Source organism: Bacillus sp. EB V-12, from assembly GCF_056158125.1.
In genome coordinates, this window is record NZ_JBUXJL010000003.1 from 586,716 (window position 1) to 608,292 (window position 21,577).

Sequence of the window (21,577 nt, forward strand, 5' to 3'; positions counted from 1 at the left end):
CTCACCTCTTCGCATATTATTTATATACGCGACACAAAAATCACATTACTTTAACTGTATGGAGCCTATATACTTTTATGCAAACATGAAACAAAATATCATACTTTTCGTTCCTAAATAAACATATTTAATAACGCGGACATTTTATTTGCACCTTTTTTATTCATATGATCACTATCATAAAAATCATCATCACAAAATAATGGTGAATCAAATAGATCTATAATTTGAAAAGAATATTGAGTTTGAAAATCATTTATAACTTTATAAAAATCTTCTTTTAATTTCTTACTACTACAATTGAAATAATGTGAAGTAACAGGGAACACAACAATTAATGGCTTTATATCATTTTTCAACAGTAATTCTAAATATTTCTTAAAAATCATTTTATTTTCAACTAAAGTATGAGGATACGCCAATTTAGCATGTGAAGCTGCTCTTATTTTCCCGTGTTCTTCAAAAGGAATATGAAGAGAAGTAGTATTCCATTCAGCATTTATCCAAGGCAGTATCAATGATTCATCTTTTAGTTCGTCTAATAAAATATATTCAAAATGCAAATTAAAAATAGAAAGAAGTGGTTTCGGAGTATTTAGATGTGAGAATCCATCAGTGGGTAGAGGAGAGTGAACTACAGTATGATGACCATCTTGAAACAATGGATAATATACTTTGTGAATTCTATATGATTCAGATGATAACGACATATCAAAGTAAAACGAGAAATAGGCTATTCCTATTAAACAATATTGAAATGAATGATTGTTTGATAAAAGTTGTGACGCTATTAAATAATCATAGTATAGATCTTGCGATGGAAGTGTTAATTTTATTGACTTTTTTGAGAGAAGCTCCGTACTTATGCCACAATGTGGATAAGACAAACCGGTAGCAAACAATTCATACGTCGGATCACTCTTTGCTTTTTTCATAGAAATGTATAAAGACATAAGATCCGGATTTATTTGATAGATAGAAATTAATTTATCCTTCCATTCATACATGTATTTTGTTAAATTAATAATTTTTGAACTTTGCACGCCCCTATTTATCAAGTCATTTGTAAGTTTTTCTGCGTCCCCTCTCCAAATGACTATATATTGAAAAGAACTTTCTATACGAACAACATCTGAAACGTCTACAACATGAACTATTGTTTTACATTTATTTTTGTCTAACGTATTTCGAATCCTCTCCCCTGATAACTCATCACTTAAAACAATGATTTTATATTGCTCCTTCATGTACATCCCCTCCATTATATGTATAATATGAAATTCATTTTTAATTCGTAACAATCATATACACCTGCAATCTAACAAAAAAAATAGCTCCACCATTAGGCGTAGCTATTTTTACAATTATTGCTTATTCAAATTATATTCCTTTATCTAACTCATAAAGTTTACGATACTTTTCATTTTCTTTCAGAAGTTGTTTATGACTACCTTGCATGACAATTTGGCCACGATCAAGGAATATAACTTCGTCTACATGTTCTATTCCTACAAGATGGTGCGTAATCCAAATAACCGTCTTTTCTTCCGTTGCAGAAAACATTGTTTCGATTAAAGACAATTCTGTTTTTGGATCTAAACCGATAGTCGGTTCATCAAGTACAATAATTGGTGTTTCTTGCATAAGAGTTCTAGCAAAAGCAACCCTTTGTCTTTCCCCACCAGAAAACCGCTTTCCCATTTCATGCATTTTTGTTTGTAATCCGTCCGGAAGAGAAGTAACATGTGAAGCTAATTGTGCTTTCTCTAAAGCTTTCCATATCTCTTCATCCGTCGCCTCTGGTTTGCCAATTCGTACATTATTTCCAATTGTCGTATCAAACAAATGCGGCTTTTGATTTAATACAGAAATATATTTAGATAAAAGATTCGTATGAGCTCTTTCACCATTCAAGACAACTTGGCCATTTACTGGGCTTAACGCCCCTGTTAACAATTTTAGTAAAGTAGATTTCCCTGTCCCACTTCTCCCTAAAATAGCAATTTTCTTCCCTGCTTTTATTTGTAATGATACATCTTTTAATACAATCTCATTACTATCTGGATAACTATACGATACGTGATTCAGTTCAATATCTACATGTTTTGGTTCAATATAATCTTTCTCTCCATGCAAATCCGTTTCATCATGTAAAACACTATTACTTTCTACGCCATTAAGACGATGGGTAGATTCTACATACGACGGTATTCGATCGATGGCATCTACAATAGGAATAAGCGCGTTCGTTACAGATAAAGTCATTAATACGAAAGCTGCGATAACTGTAGGAGCAATTTGTTCACTTGCCGCTTCATTCCCAGTCCATATGATCATCGAAATAACTACAATACCTACTACTAATTGAATGATACTGTCCCGAATATGATACCAGCGTTTCACTCTCTTTTCGATTTTTAACAACTGATCATTTTGTTTTACATACTCATTAATAAATTCATCTTTACGACCACTTGCTTGCCAATCAGATAATCCAAAAACAGCATCTGTCAGTTGTTGATACAAACTGTTTCTTCCTTGCTTTAAAGTAACATGATGTTTCTTCATCAAAAGTAATGATACAAACGGAAGAAGAAAAACGATAATAGCTAACATACAACCTACAATAAGTGCAAAAACAAAATCAAATGCACCGATAACAAGTACGAAGATACTATAAACAACTAACGCTAATATGCTAGGAAATATTGTACGTAAATATAGGTTTTGCAAATGCTCTATATCTTCGGATAACACTCCTAACATATCACCCGTTTGAAATCGAGAACGGAAAAATAACGCCTGTGGTTCTACTATTCTATATAGCCTCGTTCTCATTTTTTCTAATATACGTAGTACGACATCATGCCCGACTAGGCGCTCTATATAATGAAATACAGCTTGCCCTATACTAAACGCTCTTGTTGCAACAATAGGAACATATACAGCCATTACATTTTCTGGTCTAAGGGCAGATTTTGAGATCAAATAACCTGAAATAAAAAGTAACATCGCTCCTGAACTAACTCCAAGAAGACCAAGGAAAATAGTTAAAGTCATTCTACCTTTATTTTGTTTTATATAAGGTTTAACCCAGTTACTCATTTCTCTCCCCTCTCTTCCCTATGAAAATGTAATGTCTCATTCTCTAAAAGTTCTTCATACGTCCCACTTTCTTTCATTTCCCCTTTATTTAAAATAAGGATATGGTCCATTTGTTTCATCCAATGTAGACGGTGAGTTGCTAAAAATACTAACTTTCCATTAAATAAACGTAACATCGCTTGCTTTATTTCAAATTCGGTTTCAATATCAAGATGTGCCGTAGGCTCATCTAATAAAATGATTGGTTTTTTACTTAAAAGCGCACGCGCCATAGCAACACGCTGTTCTTGTCCGCCACTTAGCATACGTCCACCTTCTCCAATTCTTTCGTGTATCCCATTTGGAAGTGATGTAACGAGTGAACGAAGGCCGACTTCATTAATAACTCTTTCAACTTCTTCATCTGTTGCATTTGTTTCATAAAAACGAATGTTATCCTTTAATGAAAGCGGAAAAATATAAGGTTGCTGCGGAATATAAGCAATATTTTTTTGCCAATCTTCACGAGTAGATCCATCAACTTCTAGACCATTTACTAACATCTTTCCACTCGAAGGAGATAAAAAACCTGCTAATACGTCGATTAACGTCGATTTCCCTGCACCACTTTCACCAATAACACCAATAGCACCGTTACCTTCCCAAGTAAAATTAATTCCTTCTAATATAGCCTTTTCAGATTCAGTATTATTAACTTTGATGTCTTGTAATTTCAAGCTACTAGAGGCATTCCATACTATATCTTCATTTAAATCTTTCTTTTGTATTCCTTTTTGTTGTTGCAAAATCTCTTCTATTTGCTCCATCGCAATTTGTCCATCTAATGTCGCATGATAATTTGCTCCCACTTGTTTAATCGGCAGAAAATATTCCGGAGCTAAAATCAAAATTGTAAGGGCTGGTAATAGTATAATCGTTCCATCTATTAAACGTATCCCTAATCCAACTGCCACAAACGCAATTGATAAACTCGTAAAGAAATCTAATGCAAAAGAAGAAAGAAAAGCAACTCGCAAAGTACGCATCGTTGCTTTTCTATATCTTTTACTTACTTTTTCAATCTTTCCTTCGTGCTGTTCACTTTTCCCTAAATACTTTAATGTTTCTAAACCTTTTAACGTATCTACAAAATGATTCGAAAGTACACGATATATCTCATACTGACTATCTGCCATTTTTTGCGCTGCTAATCCGAGAAGAATCATAAATATGATCACGATAGGAATCGTTACAACTAAAATGATTCCAGACTCAATATCTAGCGTAAAAACATATAGTACAATTAGACCTGGAACGATACTACTTCTAATCATTTTAGGAATCGTTAATTCAATATATGTTTTAAATTTCTCAATCCCCTCAATTGATAAGGTAACCAGATGACCAGTTCCAACAGTTTGAACATACCTTGGACCTAATGTGAAATATGCCTCTATCAATTGTTTTCTTAGTAACGACCCTGTTTTTTCAGCAAAACGTTCCACTAATATTTGTGATGTTCGAACTACTATGTTACGCGCTGCAAACGCGATACCAAAATACACAACTTCACTTAATATTGTTTGTACTGTCTCTCCATGAAATAAAAACGTAATAGCTCGTGCTAAAAAGATTGTTTGCGCAATAATACTAAAAGCTTCTAAAATACTAATAATCGTTAACGCTACATATAAAATACGGCTACCGGGATAAGACGGAAGTCCTCTTTTTCTTTTCATTAGTACTCCAAATCGTTGTCTGACTTAACAGGTTGTCTAAATACATAATAACTCCATATTTGACTTCCGATAACGAAAGGCAAAATAGCAATCGCAAAGTAAGTCATAAGTTTTAATGCATAAGCTCCTGATGCTGCGTTGTAAATTGTCAAATCATTCATTGCTCCTAAAGAGCTAATCATAACACGTGGGAACATACCGATAAATACACTCGCACTTAGTAAAATGATTGTTAAACTCGTCATAAAGAAAGCCCAACCATCTCTTCTTCTTTTATTTAATAAAGTGGACACTAATAGTGCTACAAAAGCTCCGATTGGTACCATAATCCATTCTGTTCCATGAGCAGTGAAAATGTCGGTTTTCCATAACCCCACACCAGCAAAAACAAGAAGTGTAATTAATGAAAATGGTGCAATTTTTATTGCAGCAATTCGTGCACGTTCTCTCAATTTACCAGTTGTACGTATCGTAAGAAATTGTAATCCGTGAACAATACATAGTAGGAGAAACATTACTCCTCCAAGTAACGCAAATGGATGAAGTAATTGCAAGAATCCACCTACAACATTTTTACTCTCATCAATAGGTACACCTACCATAAAGTTTGCAATCGCAACTCCCCAAAGGATAGGAGGTAACATACTTCCAATAAACATCCCCCAATCCCATGCACTCTTCCATTTATGATTATCTATTTTCGCACGAAATTTAAAAGAAACACCTCTTAAAATTAAAGCAAGAAGCATAAATACAAATGGAATATAAAAACCACTAAATAAAGTTGCATACCAGTGCGGAAATGCCGCAAACATGGCTCCACCAGCACAAACAAGCCATACTTCATTCGCGTGCCAGAACGGTCCTATTGTATTTAAGTAAACTCGTTTTTCAAAATCATTCTTTCCTAAAAACCTCGAAACCATTCCTACACCAAAATCGAAACCTTCCAGTACGAAGAATCCAACAAACAAGATTGCAATAACTAAAAACCACAACTCATTAAGAGATAACATACTCTTCCTCCTTATCAAATGGATCATGGCTTTGATAATCCTTTTTCGTTTTCTTATTCGTGTGGCCCTTAATGGTACGAACAAATAAGTACACACAAATTCCACCCATAATTAAATACATTGATGTGAATGAAATAAGTGAGAATAATACTTCACCGAATGTTACATTTGGTGATACAGCATCTTCTGTTTTCATTACCCCAAATACTACCCAAGGTTGACGACCCATTTCAGTCATAATCCACCCTACTGTATTACCGATGAATGGAAGAGAAATTGCATACACCATTAATTTTAAATACCACGTTTTTTCAGCTAAACGATCTTTTCTTGATAAGAACCATCCGTAAGCTCCTAGAAGAAGCATGAATGTTCCACTCATTACCATCGCTCTAAAACTCCAAAACATTGTATGCACTGGAGGAATATAATCTCCAGGTCCATATTTTTCCTCATATTGTTTTTGAATTTGATTCATCCCTTCAACTTGACCGCTAAACTTATCATACGATAATAGACTTAGCATATAAGGGATTTGAATTTCAAACGAATTTTCTTTCTTCTCTGTATCAATTTTCGAAAATACTGTAAATGGTGCTGGATCCTCACTTGTATTCCATAGCGCTTCAGCTGCCGCCATCTTCATTGGATGTGTCTTAATTAATTGTTGCGCTTGTGCATGACCAAAGAATAATACAAGCGCCGTTGTAATTGTTCCAACAATGATAGAAATGCGGAAAGATTTTTTAAATACTACAGTTTCTTGTCCTTTTGTAATTTTCCATGCACTTACACCAGCAATAAAGAATGCACCTGTTGCAATTGCCGCTGTAATTGTATGCGGGAATTGTACCCATAGTTGTGGGTTTTGAATAATGGCTAAGAAATCATTCATTTGCGCACGACCATCAGCTGCCATTTCATACCCGACAGGTGACTGCATAAATGCACTTGCAGTTAAAATCCAGAATGCTGATAACATCGTTCCAATTGAAAGGAGCCAAATACACATTAAGTGAATTCGCTTCGGTAATTTGTCCTCACCGAATACCCATAAACCTAGGAATGTAGACTCAATGAAAAATGCCAGTAATCCTTCAATTGCAAGCGAGGGACCAAATACATCACCTACAAAACGTGAATACGTTGACCAGTTCATACCAAACTGAAATTCTTGTAAAATACCTGTTACTACACCTACTGCAAAGTTAATAAGGAATAATTGCGTCCAAAACTTTGCCATCTTCTTATATACCTCTTGCCCTTTTACCACATACAACGTTTGCATGATCGCAATAATAAAAGCTAAACCAATTGACAGCGGAACAAAAAAGTAATGGAAAATCGTTGTTGATGCGAACTGTATTCGTGCCAATTCGAGCGTTTCCATACTAAAATCACTTCCTTCATAGTTTTTATAATAAAAGTTAATTGAGCAATCTTATCAAACTCAATTATTAAGAAATACGAAAAGACAAAAACATTTTGTATGTATTGTCGAAAAATATGAAGTTTCAGTTTTTCAAACTATTGTAATGCTATTTTTTACCTTTTTACTATTTCTGTAGTGTTTTATTCGTTAATCGAATTGTATAATATACCTGCATAGTAAATTCAGGTTATTTTTGACGTATTATTGACATCATTTTGTCTGAAATATGTCTTTTGTCATTTTTTTGAATCAGATTTTTCTCATTAGCAAAATGTGTTTTTTCAATATACTTCTTACTTTTATATCTATAAAACAATCGTTTTTTCTTCATACGCTTGACTTTTACTCGGAAAAATGTCCTCGAAAGCACCCACGATAAATGCTTATTTTTTGTCAAGAGAAAAATGTATTTTCAAAATTCAAACTCGAAATAATGTTATTCAAAAATAGAAAATAACTTCCCTCTTCCTCGACTAAAAGTTCATTTTTTTGTCATTTTTCCAGAACAAATAAAAAAACTGAGAGTCGATTAAACTCTCAGTTTTTTTATTTATTTTGCTGTATGTTTTCTAACGGCTGGTAAAATTTCAGTAGCAATGAATTCAATATTTTTCTCAATTTTATCAAATGGTACACCGCCAAAATCAATTTGTGCCATAAAGCGTTGTTGGCCAAACAATTCATATTGGTAAAGCATTTTCTCAATGATTTGTTGTGGGCTACCAACCATTAAAGCATCACGGTAATCTATTGCATTTGTAAATTGCTGTTTCGGATACCCATCACCGCGCAGTGTAAGCATACCAGCATTAATGTGAGGGTAATATTCACTAAGTGCATCTTGTGAATTTTTTGCCGTATAAAATAAACTCGTTGTCGCAACTGGTAAACTAGCTGGATCAAATCCGCTTTGCTGAGCAGCCTCGCGGTAAGCATCTACTGACACTTTAAAGTTAATTGCTGGACCACCAAGTGTTGTTATCATCATTGGCACACCTGCACGTCCGGCCTTAATTGCACTAGCTGGTGGACCTCCAACTGCACGCCAAATTGGTAAGTTATTATTTTTCGCTCTTGGAATCACCGATGCATGTGCGAGTGGTGCTCTGAACTGTCCATTCCATGTTACATGTTCCTCGTTATTAATTTTTAATAAAAGATCCATCTTCTCTTCAAATAATTCTTCATAATCATTCACGTCATAACCAAGTAAACTATATCCCCCAATACGAGATCCACGACCAGCCACAATTTCTGCACGTCCATTAGAAATCAAGTCAATTGTAGCGAAATCCTCATATACTCGAACTGGGTCAGATGTACTTAATATCGTTGCTGAACTTGCAATTTTTATATTTTTCGTAGCTTGCGCGACCGCACCTAAAATAACTGTATGAGCTTGCGTTGTAAAATGTGTTTGATGACTTTCGCCGACAGCAAACACATCAAGTCCTGCCTCATCTGCTAACTTAGCTGTATCAATTAGTTCGTGAATTCTTTTCTCTGGCGTAATTTTCTCCCCATTATGTGGATTTAAAACATGATCACCAATTGAATATAATCCAAACTCAATTCCTTTTCTTGTATCTATACGGTATTTTTCCATAGTTACTCTCCCCTTTAATAAAGTAGTATTAGTTTTTTTCTAAAAACGTTGGTAAGTCAAGTTTATCTCCGTATTACCTACACCATCACTTGATTAGTCAATTGATGGTGTAAAAAAAATTACTCTTGCGGTAATTCTTTTTTTTTACTATGCTTATGAACTTTCGTCATCAGCTCATATAATATTTTCTGCTCTTCTTCATTTAATACATCATCAAAAAACGAAGATTGAAATGCAAGTTGTTCTGGCAATGCTCTCTCTAAAGCTGCTTCTCCTTGCTCTGTAAGACTAATTGTTTTCGTTTTCCAATCTTGTTTTCGTACAATATATCCTTCTTTTTCAAGACGAGTTAACATTCGAGAAATGCCACCTTGTGTAACAGTTACCTTTTCAGCTAACTCCATTTGTGTTAGTGGTTGATACGTACGTATTTGCAAAAGCACATCAAATTGAGCTGTCGTTAAATCAAAACGTTTTAAAAACTCATTTGACATTTGATTACTTTGGTTCGTAAATCGTATTAAACGTAACCATATTAATGATCCTATCGTATTATCACGCATGTTTGATCACTTCCTATCGTGAATCTTACTATCACTTTACCACTCAAGTGATAGTAATGCAAGAGAAAATCACATTTTTTATATAACTCAACTTACTTTTACTTAACTAAAGGCATCACTCGTGTAGTATTAGGTCTACTTGCCATTCTCTACATCTTCATAAAAAAAGGATTAAGCTCCAACGCCAATCCTTATCATGCATTTATTTTTTGTTTTCAAAACAGTATGTTTGAAATTCACACCATCTAATCTATTATTTTCTTTTATCGTAACGTAAATTCATTTGAGCATACCGTCTTCATGTAAAACCTGTATAAGTTTGCATAAAAAACCTTGTTTACACCAATTGGGCTTTTACAGGATATATCATTTAAGTTCTACCTTTACTTCCTCTTTAGACATAACATCAGGTCTATAAATTAATTCAAGATTAGAATCACCTTTTTTCGCTTCAAACGTTATGGCTCCTGTTATCTTACCGTTTGGATCTACATCTTTAATTTTAAAAACGTTTTTATTACTAGTTGAAAATGTATGGTCCACGATACTTCCATCTCCTCTTTCAAGGTAAAAATCTAATGGATTAATTCTAACTTTTTGATTACCAATATTCTCTACTGTAACATGAACAATAACAAACTCATTACCTTTTTCCAGCTTATCATATTCTGCCACTTGTGCTATTTGTACTTTATGGACTGTTAATTTTTGATTTCTAATTTGAGTAGTTTTTTCAACATTATATTCTCTTGTATCTTCATTCTTCGTATTTTCTTTTTTGGCACTACTTTGCTCTTCCTTCGTATTATTTGATACAGTTTTAGCTACTTCTTTCTTCTCATCACATGCCGATAAACTGAAAGCTAACGTCCCTGCTAAAGTGACTGTCGCGATTTTTTTAAACATAAATTCCCTTCCCCCAATGTAAAAATGATAAAAATTCCCAAAAACTATATATTATACTAACAGATAAATGAACAGCATATTGTCGTTATGTGTCGAATGTAATAAAGCTATGTATAAGTATGAAGTCTTACTTTGCTTCATCTCTCAACTGTTCGACATATGATAAAATTTTAACAATAAGACATCCACCTTACTTACGAACTCTTTATTCCCTTAACTATGTGTATCATAAATTTTTAAATAAGAAAAAATTAAAATAAAATGATAAAATTAAACAAATCACTAATATAAAGGTGGGCAGAACATGCATATTTCTAAACAATTTATACAACCATTCCCTGAATATGAAGACATATTTTATGATGATTTGGAACAACATAAAAAGCACTTTTTACCCATTTGTTCTATAAACTTACAATGTATTGAACCGGAATTAGACGAATGGGTACATATTGTGTCAGCAAAAGAAATCCATGATGGTTGCGTGGGTGATTTCACCAAACCATTTCACACAAATTTTACGAAAGCAGATACATTAGGATTCGATGTCATTAATGGAAAATATAAATTTGAAGCGGATTGGAATTATTTCGAAATCGAACAAAATAATTCTGACATAATAGAACAAGCCTATGAGCGTAATAAAAGAGATTATCAAATCCGTAAAGAGTATTTTCAACGTAATCAAAAAATTTATCCTTATTCTAGCTTAGGAAAAGAAATAACATCTGTAGAAGTATTAGAACAAGAGTTTGCTGAAAAACAAACAAATGGCTGGGGATTAAATTATCCTGTGGTAAATGGTATCCTAGATGATATTCGTTTTATGACAGAAGAAGGTGAAGAATTATTAGAAGACTGTGATAACGAAGACGAAATTTTTGACTTTACGAATCTTCTATATGTACCAAAAGATGAATATGGACATCCCTTTACATATGTTGGATTTGTTACAGGATATTATTTTCAAGCTTATGGTGCCGATCGTATTTACTTATTCTTTAATAAAGAATTAAGAAAAGCAGTAATTTGTTTTGAATATACATAAGATAATTAAGAAAAGTCCATTTTGAACATTATTACTTGAATCAAAATGGATTTTTTATAAATAATTTATTTCTATTTCAATTCCGCATCTACTGTGAAATGTGTAAAACCTCATATAATGTAATATCCTCTATCTCTTCAATTTCAGGCTTTACTTCATAAAATTCAAACTGACTATATCCCCACTTATCTGGGTTATACACTATTACATTCCCTTTACAATTTTCTGTATTCTGGACATTCTTATTAAAAAAGTTAAATTGAGTTTCAATCAATGAATTCTTTTGAGAAATACTCCCCACGTATTCAACAACATACTTACATTTCTTAAAATCATCACTTAGATTAACAACTAATGGAACACCTATATGTATTTGTTGCCATCCAAAAGATTGTAAAATATTATCGTAGTACCCTTCAAATATAAATTTATTCATCCCTTCATGACCATCCCAAATATATAAAGGTGCATAGCAGTTATAAAAATTCCCGTCTTTCTCCGTTTCCGTAATTAAATAAGCTTTAAAATTTAGTGCTTGGAAACCATCAGTTTTATAACCATTATCCTTTACCCTTTTCTTAATAATTTCCATGTCATAATCCTTTGGCAAAATGACCTTATATTGCATTCCAATCATGTTTATCACTCGCTTTCAATCTTATATACATTATGATAAATCGATAAGCAGCTAACGTAAAATAGGTATAAATTATGTTTGGTATCATTTATAATGATAGTGCATAAGGGGCTGAGATATATGGAAATAAATGATCTTATTATATTCAAAACTGTAGCCAGTGAGGGTTCTATTAGTAAAGCTGCTAAAGAGTTAGGTTATGTTCAACCGAACGTAACTGAAAGAATCAAAAAATTAGAACAAGAATTAGAAACGCCCTTACTACATAGAGATAACAAAGGCGTTTCCTTATTACCTTCTGGTGACATTTTATTAGATTACACGAATCAAATATTAACTCTATTAGAAGAAGTAAAAGATGAAATTAAAACGAGTGGTTCTTCTTATATAATAGCGACGTCACAATCTATTTTGACAAATTATTTAAGTAAGCGTATTGAAGAAAACTTTAGAAATTATCAAATATATGTAGAAAGTAGTAGTCATTTGCAAAAATTACTGCAGCAACAAAAAGTTGATATGGTCATAACTTATGAGGATTATCCTGACGCATCGTTTAAAAAAGTGTTCACGACCTCAATTTCTGTAGGCTTATTAAAAGCGAAAGAAAAATGTACCATTGATTATTCAAAAGAAATTTTCTTCGTTAGCAATGACAAAAAGTGCCCTTTTAGAAATAAGACGATACAATTTCTAAAAGAAAATAATTTATCTCAGCGTCAACTTCAACAATTAGATTCTTATTCGCTTATGGAAGAGTTTATTCAGGACGGAAAAGGGATAGCCTTTTTGCCGATTAAAAATGATAAATTGGTACCAATTGAAGATGTTCCAGTTGAGAAATTAGCTGTTCATTTTTTTACAAATCAAAACTCTTTCAAACAAATCCCTGATGAACTATTTGGTTAATAAAAAATCCCTCCTTTATGAATCTAAAAGAGGGATTTTCATATTCTATACAATTGATTTTTCACACATTTTGCTCCACTTCTGCACTTTTCTCCTTCTTATTCCGTTTCATATTCTTCAGTCCCTTAACCGTGCCAACTAATCCTTTCGGGAAAACTAGCAATACGATAATGTACAATAAACCAAGAATAATCGTCCATCGTTCAAAGATCGGATACTCTGTAGCTAGTTCTGATAAATAATATTTTAGAGATTCAATAATTCCAGCTCCTGCAATTGCTCCAATTAACGTTCCAACCCCACCTATCATCGTCATCAATAATGCATTTAATGTCATTTCAATTGAAAATACAGTCGTATTAACAAAACGCAATGTGATAACAAATAAACCACCGCTAATCGCAGCTACTACTCCTGCAACAATGCTAGCAATAATTTTATAATGAAGCACTTTATATCCTAGTGCTTCAACACGTTGCTCATTTTGGGAAATTGCCTTTAATACTTTTCCAATAGAAGATTTGGTGAAAAGACGTAACAGAACAAAAATGATCAGTAAACATATAAGTGTTACATAATAAAACGTAAAACGATCACGGAATACGTCTGGTACCCCAAATGTAAAACCATCTCCTCCGTGAGTAAGCCCACGCCATTTTTCAGCAAGTACGAAAAATAACTGTGAAATAGCAAGTGTTAACATTGCATAAAAATGACTTTTCAATCGTAAAGAAAGCAAACCAATTATATAACTAACGATTGCTGAAACGATAATTGCAGCTACTATTCCAATTAAAAAGTTCGTTATTGATACGCCTTGTCGATCAAATAAAAGCGCTACCCCATATGCTCCTATCCCAAAGAACATACAATGACCGAACGATACAATTCCTGTATACCCAAGCAATACATCAAAACTCATTGCAAAAATAGCAAAGATGAAGATTTGAGTGAACAAAATTAACAGGCTCCGTGAATCATTTACGAACGGAAATACACTTAAACAAATGAGCATACATACTCCGAAGTATACTTTAATTCGGTCCGATGTGTTGTTCACCATTTCACCCCTTTTCACCAACAAGTCCAGTTGGCTTCACTATTAAGAAAAATAGTAACATTAACATATTAATTGCAAGTGATAAATCTGGTATAAAATACGCTGTAAAAGCACCAGCTAATCCGACAATTAAAGAAGCAATAGCTGAACCTTGAACGCTTCCTAATCCACCGATAATTACTACTATAAAAGCTAAAATTGCATACTGCATGCCCATCTCGGCGAAAATAACGCCCGAATACGGTGCTAATAAGAACCCTCCCAAAGCTGCCATCCCTGCCCCTAATAAAAAGACGAAAGAAAATATCGCTTTTACATTAATACCAAGCGCTTGAACCATTTCTTTATCCATTACACCTGCACGGATCATAAGACCTATCTTCGTCTTTTTGAGTAATAGTAGTAGTGCAATGTAAATAATTATCCCAATTAAAATAACGAATAGACGATATTTAATTAATATAATACCTCCGAATGTAAAACTTCCTTGTAACCATAACGGTAATTTTGCACTAATAGGGTTTGGCCCCCAAAATATTTTAATACACTCACTAAGAACGAGCATTCCTCCAAGCGTAACGAGCAGCTGTCGAACATGATTTCCATATACCGGTCTAATAAGAAACCTTTCTAAAATAAATCCTAGGAACATTCCCATGGCTACTGCTCCAACTAAAGCTAATATATAACTTCCTGTCATATTAAATAACCAAACACCTGTAAATGCTCCCCATGCAAATAAACCACCGTGTGCAAAGTTTAAAACGCTCATTAGACCGAAAATAAGTGAAAGACCTGATGCTAACAAAAAAATGAGCATCCCTGTTGAAATCCCATTTACAAATAAATTGATTAACACATCCATCCTTTTCACCTCGGATTCATGTTAAGAGATTCCTAAATATTTATGACACATTTCCTTATCCTTTTTTAATTCATTCATAAAACCGTTATGAACAATTCGTCCGTTATCCATAATGTAAAAATAATCGCCAATTTGACTGGCCATCATAAAATTTTGCTCAACAAGTAAAACTGTTGTTTTCTCTTTCATCTTCAAAATAGCTACCATTAATTTCTCCACCATTATCGGGGATAGCCCTTTGCTCGGTTCATCAATAAGTAATAATCCATCACTATTAATAAACGCTCTTGAAATAGCCAACATTTGCTTTTGCCCTCCGCTCAAGAGCCCACTTTTCTTATTCCAAAACTGCTTTAAATCCGGAAATAGTTCCAGCATCCACTCTATTTTCCCTTCTACTTCCTCACATTTTCCCCTAGCAAGAGCGAAAGTTTCTTCTACTGTCAAATCATGAAAAATACCTTGATTTTCTGGTACATACCCTATTCCTTTCCTTGAAATTAAATGTGTAGGTAATCCACTCACTTTTGCACTATCATAATAAATTTCACCATCTGCAATGCGGTGAAACCCCATCACTGAACGTAATGTCGTTGTTTTTCCTGCCCCATTTCTACCAAACAGTACAGTAATCGTCCCTTTCTCAACAGCAAGAGATACTCCTTGCAAAATATGAAACTGATCTAAATACGTTTCTATATTATTCACTTGTAATAGTGCCACTATATAATCCCCCTAAATAAGCACTTTGTACACGCTCATCTTTCATAATTTCTTCTGGCAATCCTTCAGCCAATAACTCTCCATGAAATAAAACGATAAGATGATCTGACAAACCTAGTATCATATCCATTTTGTGTTCGATAAGTACAATTGTGCTCTCTGGATGTTTCTTAATATTTTCAATCACTTGTAATATAGCAGGGACTTCCTCAACCGAAATACCTGCCGTCGGCTCATCAAGTAATAACACATCCGTTTTTAAAGCTAATAACATCGCAAGTTCTAGCTTTCTTTTCTCTCCATGTGCCAAATCTTTCGCTAATATGTTCTCTTTCTCGTGAAGTAATACTGTTTTTAAGAAACGTCTCGCCTCTCCAACTTGTTGCTTTAATTTTGCTGAACTCGGGAAAAAACTATAGTAATCTTGTACGAATGATTGAACACTTAAACGGACATTTTCAAGTACCGTTAATTCTGGGAATATGTTTGTAAGCTGAAAAGAGCGACCGATTCCTAAGCGTGTTCGATCTGAAATCGATAGTTTTGTAATATCTTGCCCTTTAAAATACACTTCACCTGTTGTAGGTGAAATCTGTCCACTTAATAAATTAAATAATGTTGTCTTCCCCGCACCATTTGGCCCGATAATAGAAATGAGCTTTCCTTTTTGGACAGTTAAATTTACATCTTTAATAACTTGATGTTCACCAAAAGATACACTAAGATTTTTCGTCTCTAGCAAATGTGTCACGAAATCCCTCCCTTTAAAGCCGTGAGTATGAAGGAAATATGTATAAAGAGGGTCCCCCCTCTTTATACAAAAACAACAGAAAATTCAGTCTATTTATTTTGAACTGGTGGTTCTGTTTCTTTCATCGTTAATTCTCGCTCTAACACTGGCACCGGATAATCAACACCATCTTGCTTTTTCAATGTGATAGAATACAGCGTCTGCATCGCTTGGTGGTCCTTCTCTCTAAACTTCATCTTTCCTTTCGGTGTATCAAATTCCATTCCTTCCATTTTCTTAATCAAGGTATCTACATCTGTATCACCTTTTGTTTTCTTTAAGGCTTCTACAATAGAAATTGCTGCTGACATTCCTCCCGCTGTAAACAAATCTGGCACTACACCATTAAAACGTTTTTTATGCTCTTCAACTAGCCAATCATTCACTTTATTTTTTGGAAGTGTGTGATAATATACAGAAAAACCTTGCATACCTACTAATGCATCCATTGTTTTTAATGCTGGTATATCTGGCGCACCTGTAGAAATTTTAATACCTTGCGCTTCCACATTCATATCTTTCAACTGTTTCCAAGGTGAATTTGCCCCTGCCCAAACGATAAATAAATAATCTGGTTTTGAACTAATGATATTTTGAATATTCGCTGTAAAATCTGTTGAATTTGTATCCGCGTATTGCTCATTCACAATGCTCGCACCTAATTTTTTCGCACCCGCTTTAAATGCAGCAATCCCTTCACGACCAAAAGCGTTATCTGGGGCAAATGTTGCAATCTTTACATCTTTTTTCGCAATTGCTGCTGCTCCTGCAATCGCATCTTGTGAGGAACTTCTTCCAGTTCTAAAAATATATTTATTCCAGTTCTTCCCGGTAATACTATCCGCAACTGCCGGTTCTACAACCATAATCTTTTCATATTCTTCAGCCAGTGGTAAAACCGCTAACGTATCACTTGAACTAGACGATCCAACTAAAAAATCAACTTTCTCTTCTTCTAATAACTTCGTAGCTTTTTTAACTGCTACATCCGCTTTCGTTTCTGTATCTTCTACAACAAACTTAATCTTTTTCCCATCTACTTTCCCAGTTCCACCAGTTGCATAATCTAACCCTAATTCAAATCCGTTCACTGTTTGTTTTCCATACGATTCTAGCGGTCCTGTTAAAGAAGCAAGGACTCCTACCTTAATCGTTTTTTCATCCTCTGTACTTGTTTTCTTTCCTGAACAAGCTGCCGTTATTAATAACGAACCTAAAACACAACCAGTAAACATTGTTTTTAGCCACTTACGTTTTTTCATCGACATTGTGATCCTCCCCATACTTTACTTTCTGATAGAATCAAACACGCCAAAATCCCCTGTCCGTAATCATGACTAACTAATTCGATAGATAATGGAAAACTCTTGTAGTACCCTCTACATTCGGCACAAATATATAATCACCTTCCTATGTAATGGAAACGAACATACAATCAATATATATTCTGCAATCCAATTGAAAATACTGTTTCATTTCAGTAATGACCATACAAAAAGACTAACTTATTTTTAAGTTAGTCTTTTCCCCTTAATTAGAGTTAAGTTCTACTTTCTCTAACCCTTCAGCCAATTGTTTCTTATCTAGTCCTTCTCCTATTACTACTAAGTTTGTCGGGAAACCGAAGTCTTGTTCTAATAAAGTTGGTACTCCGAACGAATATTGGAATAGGTGAGGGTATTTATCTCCATGGAATTTCACAAAACCTTTCACTCGATAAATACTATCTGGTAAATTCGAAAGCCATTCATATAATTTGTCTTGATCAATCGGTTTCGTAAATTGATATGTCATTGTTTGTATATGTAAATGCTGTTTGACATGTAGTGTCTCGTGTTCCTCATCATTTGGAAATTCTGCTTCTTCTATATCTTTTAAAGATATATTACAATACTTTGTCTCATACATTTTCGCATGATCATTTATTGCCTTTACTTCTTCAAATACTGTATTCTTATCTTCATCTGTTAGTAAATCTGCTTTATTAACAAGAATGTGACTACCAAATTTCAGTTGCTCATGCAATAGCTGTTGTACATTTGCACTTAATATACTTCGATTTAACCACCTTACTGCATCTAAAACGACTACAATTGATTTCACTTCCAGAAAAGGAGCTAAAATTGGCGAGACACACGCGTCTAACACTTCAATTGGATGCGCAACACCTGTCGTTTCTATATAAATTACATCTGGTCTTTCTTGTTGGTATAACGAATGTAATTGTATTTCAAGCTCTTCTTTTAACGTACAACAAATACATCCTTTAAGAAGTTCTCTTAAAACATTCTCTTTTCCAATAATATCTGTATCTACTGAGTATTCACCAATTTCATTCATTAATACTGCAACTTTTCTATTCTTCTTTTTCTCTGCTAACAATAAATTTTGTAATAATGTTGATTTTCCACTACCTAAAAAACCACCTAATATATGAATCTCCACTTTATTCATTCAACCGACCATCCATTTCTTTACTTCAAATGTATTCAAAGCGTAATAATTACGATTTATATTTATCATTTTATTAAAAGAATGACCTTTTGTAAATATAAGAGATTCACTGTTCATTTACTTCATATGCAACTCTAACTCCAGACTCAATTGCCCCTTGCATCCATCCATGTGTTAATGTCGTATGCTCTCCTGCAAAATGTACTTTTCCAGATGGTGGTGTAATATACGGAAATAACTCGAGCTCTTGGCCTGGTTCGAAAGCTGTAAATGCACCGCAAGAATACGGATTTTTACTCCAGCTAAAAGATGTTCCAGTGACAAACTCACTATAGACGATGTCACCGTATATTTCCGCTAAATTTTTTAATGCGTAACGAATACGATCTCTTTGCGGGAGACTATCCCATGTTAACGCCTCATCTGCCCACGTATAACTTGCTATAACGATAGCTGGTCCTGGAGTATGAATGCCATAACTCGGATAGTATGTAAACCGTATCGGTAAATCAGTAATAGATTTACCGCCACACTGTCCCGCTTTCTCCCAAAATCTACTTTTAAACTCTATTGCAATTTTAGTTGCAGCAATATAATTTAATTCACGAATTGCTCTTTTTTTAAAATAAGAGAATAAATAGTATGGCTGAACTTCTACAAATCTTAACGCTGAAAATGGAATTGTAATAATAGCAAAATCACTTGTTATTGTAAATTGCTCTAACGTTTGTTCATGATTTCCTTGTAACATTACTTTATTATCTTCTTGTATAATTTTATCAACCTTATACGGCATTAAAATATGTTCCCTTAATTGTGGTAAGAATGCATTCGATAACTTATCCATTCCACCAGTTATTTCATAATATTTCGTTGTTGAAGTAAAGAAAATCATTTCACGTAATACTTCAATTAAGGACATTCCCATATAAGCTTCCATATCAAGAAGTACCCCAATCATATCTATCGCACCATCTGAATAATACTCCATTAAAAATGAACCAAGCGAATACGTTTTATACTTTTTTTCAACGATAAGCCAGTTTTTATCAGGATCCTTCTTAATGTAATTTAGTATTGGTTCTAATACTTCAATCATTAGCTCTTCTGCCGTTTTTCCTCTTTCTTTATCCAAAACCGGATATTCAAGTACACTTGGATCATTTTCAAACACATTCAATCTCGTTTGAATGTTATTCGTATAAATGATATCTGCAAAAGTTTTATTTATAAAAAGGTTTAAAGGTAGTTTAAATTTATGAATATACGCTAAGGTTAACTTATGGGTGTCAGGGATTCTCATCGGGCCCGCATTAAAATATAAACCCACACTAAATGGTTCCCGAATCGTATACACTCTGCCACCTATTCTGTTATTTGCTTCTATAATCGTTACTTCGTGCCCACCCTCTTTTAATAAAGAACCTGCAACTAATCCAGAAATCCCTGCACCTGCAATCGTAATCCGTTTTGGGTTATTCTTTTTAACAAGCCCTGCATGAATAATATGAAGCATTTCTTCCATTGCTAATGGATTCCCCATGCCATTTCCCCTTTTACAAAGGATTTTACTGAATTATATTCGGTTCACTGAATTCCTATGTTTTGTTCGCTGATTTGCACGGATACATTTTCAAATACTTGAATATCTTTTATAAAATGTAATAAACTAGATATGACTCTATAGAAGTAAGACGTATTATCTTACATAATAAAATCAATGAAATTGCGAGGAATTTTGAAATGAAAAAAGGTATTAACCGTGTTGTATTAGTAGGAACAGGAGCAGTTGGATGTAGTTATGCTTACTGCATGATTAACCAGGCTGTAGCTGAAGAATTTGTTTTAGTCGATGTAAATGAGGCAAAAGCTGAAGGGGAAGCAATGGACTTAAGTCATGCTGTTCCATTCGCACCAGCTCCAACTAGAGTATGGAAAGGCAGCTACGAAGATTGTAAAGATGCTGACCTTGTAGTTATTACAGCTGGATTACCACAAAAACCAGGCGAAACACGTTTAGATTTAGTTGAGAAAAACGCTAAAATCTTCAAACAAATCGTTCGCAGTATTATGGATAGCGGATTTGATGGCATCTTCTTAATCGCAACAAACCCTGTAGATATTTTAACTTACGTAACTTGGAAAGAATCTGGTTTACCGAAAGAACGTGTAATCGGTTCTGGTACAACGCTTGATTCTGCTCGTTTCCGCTATATGTTAGGTGAGTACTTCGATATTGGTCCACACAACATTCACGCTTATATTATCGGAGAGCACGGCGATACTGAACTTCCTGTTTGGAGTCATGTTTCCGTTGGTATCCAAAAACTACAAACACTGCTTGAAAAAGACAACACGTATAATCAAGAAGATTTAGACAAAATTTTCATAAACGTCCGTGATGCAGCTTACCATATTATTGAGCGTAAAGGCGCAACTTATTATGGTATCGGTATGTCACTTCTACGTGTTACAAAAGCAATTTTAAACGACGAAAATAGTGTATTAACTGTATCAGCTTACTTAGAAGGTCAATACGGTCAAAAAGATGTTTATATCGGGGTACCTGCTGTTTTAAATCGCGGCGGTGTTCGTGAAATTTTAGAGGTTGAATTAAGTGAAGATGAAGAATTAAAATTCGACCACTCTGTTCAAGTATTGAAAGAAACAATGGCTCCGGTTCTTTAATGAAAATAAAAAGCAATCCAATTTATTTTGGATTGCTTTTTATTTTCATTATCTCCT

The 21,577-nt window shown here is 33.9% G+C and carries 19 protein-coding genes; 3 read left to right on the forward strand and 16 right to left on the reverse strand.

Features of this window, described 5'->3' with window-relative positions; all coding sequences use genetic code 11:
- Positions 1–113 precede the first annotated feature (113 nt).
- The 8 genes from ACZDYH_RS14575 to ACZDYH_RS14610 all read right to left on the reverse strand — a co-directional run bounded on the left by ACZDYH_RS14575 (position 114) and on the right by ACZDYH_RS14610 (position 10,346).
- Positions 114–1,247 carry a hypothetical protein gene (locus tag ACZDYH_RS14575; RefSeq protein WP_140335821.1) on the reverse strand — a complete coding sequence of 378 codons (1,134 nt, stop codon included), beginning with the start codon at positions 1,245–1,247 and terminating at the stop codon, positions 114–116.
- Between the two features lie 133 nt (positions 1,248–1,380).
- Positions 1,381–3,105 (reverse strand): thiol reductant ABC exporter subunit CydC, encoded by a 1,725-nt coding sequence (cydC, locus tag ACZDYH_RS14580; protein ID WP_006921899.1) that lies wholly within the window; start codon positions 3,103–3,105, stop codon positions 1,381–1,383.
- On the reverse strand, positions 3,102–4,823 hold the full coding sequence (gene cydD, locus ACZDYH_RS14585) for a thiol reductant ABC exporter subunit CydD (protein ID WP_000824036.1): 1,722 nt from the start codon (positions 4,821–4,823) through the stop codon (positions 3,102–3,104). The genes cydC and cydD overlap by 4 nt, the downstream gene beginning before the upstream one ends.
- Positions 4,823–5,839: a cytochrome d ubiquinol oxidase subunit II gene (cydB, locus tag ACZDYH_RS14590; protein WP_000950083.1), complete on the reverse strand. Its 1,017-nt coding sequence runs from the start codon at positions 5,837–5,839 to the stop codon at positions 4,823–4,825. Before cydB ends, cydD begins: the two co-directional genes overlap by 1 nt.
- Positions 5,826–7,229: a cytochrome ubiquinol oxidase subunit I gene (gene cydA / locus ACZDYH_RS14595; RefSeq protein ID WP_000448870.1), complete on the reverse strand. Its 1,404-nt coding sequence runs from the start codon at positions 7,227–7,229 to the stop codon at positions 5,826–5,828. The genes cydB and cydA overlap by 14 nt, the downstream gene beginning before the upstream one ends.
- 592 nt (positions 7,230–7,821) lie before the next feature.
- Positions 7,822–8,877 carry an LLM class flavin-dependent oxidoreductase gene (locus ACZDYH_RS14600; protein WP_166695398.1) on the reverse strand — a complete coding sequence of 352 codons (1,056 nt, stop codon included), beginning with the start codon at positions 8,875–8,877 and terminating at the stop codon, positions 7,822–7,824.
- Positions 8,878–8,996: 119 nt separating this feature from the next.
- Positions 8,997–9,440, reverse strand: coding sequence for a MarR family winged helix-turn-helix transcriptional regulator (locus ACZDYH_RS14605; protein WP_474886469.1), 444 nt, complete (start codon positions 9,438–9,440; stop codon positions 8,997–8,999).
- A gap of 366 nt (positions 9,441–9,806) precedes the next feature.
- Positions 9,807–10,346 carry a DUF4352 domain-containing protein gene (locus ACZDYH_RS14610; RefSeq protein WP_000473159.1) on the reverse strand — a complete coding sequence of 180 codons (540 nt, stop codon included), beginning with the start codon at positions 10,344–10,346 and terminating at the stop codon, positions 9,807–9,809.
- Between the two features lie 304 nt (positions 10,347–10,650).
- Between ACZDYH_RS14610 and ACZDYH_RS14615 the strand changes: the two genes are divergently transcribed.
- Positions 10,651–11,394: a hypothetical protein gene (locus ACZDYH_RS14615; RefSeq protein WP_044307241.1), complete on the forward strand. Its 744-nt coding sequence runs from the start codon at positions 10,651–10,653 to the stop codon at positions 11,392–11,394.
- Positions 11,395–11,482: 88 nt separating this feature from the next.
- Here the strand turns inward: ACZDYH_RS14615 and ACZDYH_RS14620 are convergent, their stop codons facing one another.
- Positions 11,483–12,031, reverse strand: coding sequence for a DUF4865 family protein (locus tag ACZDYH_RS14620; protein ID WP_166695399.1), 549 nt, complete (start codon positions 12,029–12,031; stop codon positions 11,483–11,485).
- 120 nt (positions 12,032–12,151) lie between these two features.
- On the opposite strand from ACZDYH_RS14620, the gene ACZDYH_RS14625 reads away from it, so the two are divergent.
- Entirely contained in the window at positions 12,152–12,940 is a 789-nt protein-coding gene (locus tag ACZDYH_RS14625) for a LysR family transcriptional regulator (RefSeq protein ID WP_166695400.1), read from the forward strand.
- Between the two features lie 61 nt (positions 12,941–13,001).
- Here ACZDYH_RS14625 and ACZDYH_RS14630 read toward each other — a convergent pair whose 3' ends face one another.
- The 7 genes from ACZDYH_RS14630 to ACZDYH_RS14660 all read right to left on the reverse strand — a co-directional run bounded on the left by ACZDYH_RS14630 (position 13,002) and on the right by ACZDYH_RS14660 (position 20,375).
- The gene (locus ACZDYH_RS14630) at positions 13,002–13,955 is read right to left on the reverse strand and encodes a branched-chain amino acid ABC transporter permease (protein ID WP_002040965.1); all 954 of its coding nucleotides are present in this window, start codon (positions 13,953–13,955) and stop codon (positions 13,002–13,004) included.
- A 49-nt stretch (positions 13,956–14,004) separates the two neighbouring features.
- A complete protein-coding gene (locus ACZDYH_RS14635; protein ID WP_000382787.1) occupies positions 14,005–14,865 on the reverse strand; it encodes a branched-chain amino acid ABC transporter permease in 861 nt (286 codons plus the stop codon).
- 21 nt (positions 14,866–14,886) lie between these two features.
- On the reverse strand, positions 14,887–15,588 hold the full coding sequence (locus ACZDYH_RS14640; RefSeq protein WP_474886471.1) for an ABC transporter ATP-binding protein: 702 nt from the start codon (positions 15,586–15,588) through the stop codon (positions 14,887–14,889).
- Positions 15,566–16,339, reverse strand: a complete 774-nt coding sequence (locus tag ACZDYH_RS14645) for an ABC transporter ATP-binding protein (RefSeq protein WP_000149337.1) — start codon at positions 16,337–16,339, stop codon at positions 15,566–15,568. Before ACZDYH_RS14645 ends, ACZDYH_RS14640 begins: the two co-directional genes overlap by 23 nt.
- Positions 16,340–16,428: 89 nt before the next feature.
- Entirely contained in the window at positions 16,429–17,646 is a 1,218-nt protein-coding gene (locus ACZDYH_RS14650; protein ID WP_098126087.1) for a substrate-binding domain-containing protein, read from the reverse strand.
- A 262-nt stretch (positions 17,647–17,908) separates the two neighbouring features.
- On the reverse strand, positions 17,909–18,832 hold the full coding sequence (locus tag ACZDYH_RS14655) for a CobW family GTP-binding protein (protein ID WP_001044939.1): 924 nt from the start codon (positions 18,830–18,832) through the stop codon (positions 17,909–17,911).
- A gap of 106 nt (positions 18,833–18,938) precedes the next feature.
- Positions 18,939–20,375 carry a flavin monoamine oxidase family protein gene (locus ACZDYH_RS14660; RefSeq protein ID WP_474886473.1) on the reverse strand — a complete coding sequence of 479 codons (1,437 nt, stop codon included), beginning with the start codon at positions 20,373–20,375 and terminating at the stop codon, positions 18,939–18,941.
- Between the two features lie 200 nt (positions 20,376–20,575).
- Here ACZDYH_RS14660 and ACZDYH_RS14665 point away from each other — a divergent pair, with 200 nt between their 5' ends.
- Positions 20,576–21,520: an L-lactate dehydrogenase gene (locus tag ACZDYH_RS14665; protein WP_000715321.1), complete on the forward strand. Its 945-nt coding sequence runs from the start codon at positions 20,576–20,578 to the stop codon at positions 21,518–21,520.
- Positions 21,521–21,577: the final 57 nt, after the last annotated feature.

Excerpts from the sequence above, each read along its gene's own strand:
- ACZDYH_RS14615 (WP_044307241.1), top strand. The coding sequence starts at position 10,651 with ATGCATATTTCTAAACAATTTATACAACCATTCCCTGAATATGAAGAC.
- ACZDYH_RS14625 (WP_166695400.1), top strand. The coding sequence starts at position 12,152 with ATGGAAATAAATGATCTTATTATATTCAAAACTGTAGCCAGTGAGGGT.
- ACZDYH_RS14605 (WP_474886469.1), bottom strand. The coding sequence starts at position 9,440 with ATGCGTGATAATACGATAGGATCATTAATATGGTTACGTTTAATACGA.
- ACZDYH_RS14665 (WP_000715321.1), top strand. The coding sequence starts at position 20,576 with ATGAAAAAAGGTATTAACCGTGTTGTATTAGTAGGAACAGGAGCAGTT.
- cydB (WP_000950083.1), bottom strand. The coding sequence starts at position 5,839 with ATGTTATCTCTTAATGAGTTGTGGTTTTTAGTTATTGCAATCTTGTTT.
- cydC (WP_006921899.1), bottom strand. The coding sequence starts at position 3,105 with ATGAGTAACTGGGTTAAACCTTATATAAAACAAAATAAAGGTAGAATG.
- cydD (WP_000824036.1), bottom strand. The coding sequence starts at position 4,823 with ATGAAAAGAAAAAGAGGACTTCCGTCTTATCCCGGTAGCCGTATTTTA.
- ACZDYH_RS14630 (WP_002040965.1), bottom strand. The coding sequence starts at position 13,955 with ATGCTCATTTGTTTAAGTGTATTTCCGTTCGTAAATGATTCACGGAGC.
- ACZDYH_RS14575 (WP_140335821.1), bottom strand. The coding sequence starts at position 1,247 with ATGAAGGAGCAATATAAAATCATTGTTTTAAGTGATGAGTTATCAGGG.
- ACZDYH_RS14600 (WP_166695398.1), bottom strand. The coding sequence starts at position 8,877 with ATGGAAAAATACCGTATAGATACAAGAAAAGGAATTGAGTTTGGATTA.
- ACZDYH_RS14620 (WP_166695399.1), bottom strand. The coding sequence starts at position 12,031 with ATGATTGGAATGCAATATAAGGTCATTTTGCCAAAGGATTATGACATG.
- ACZDYH_RS14610 (WP_000473159.1), bottom strand. The coding sequence starts at position 10,346 with ATGTTTAAAAAAATCGCGACAGTCACTTTAGCAGGGACGTTAGCTTTC.
- ACZDYH_RS14635 (WP_000382787.1), bottom strand. The coding sequence starts at position 14,865 with ATGGATGTGTTAATCAATTTATTTGTAAATGGGATTTCAACAGGGATG.
- ACZDYH_RS14660 (WP_474886473.1), bottom strand. The coding sequence starts at position 20,375 with ATGGGGAATCCATTAGCAATGGAAGAAATGCTTCATATTATTCATGCA.
- ACZDYH_RS14650 (WP_098126087.1), bottom strand. The coding sequence starts at position 17,646 with ATGTCGATGAAAAAACGTAAGTGGCTAAAAACAATGTTTACTGGTTGT.
- ACZDYH_RS14655 (WP_001044939.1), bottom strand. The coding sequence starts at position 18,832 with ATGAATAAAGTGGAGATTCATATATTAGGTGGTTTTTTAGGTAGTGGA.
- cydA (WP_000448870.1), bottom strand. The coding sequence starts at position 7,229 with ATGGAAACGCTCGAATTGGCACGAATACAGTTCGCATCAACAACGATT.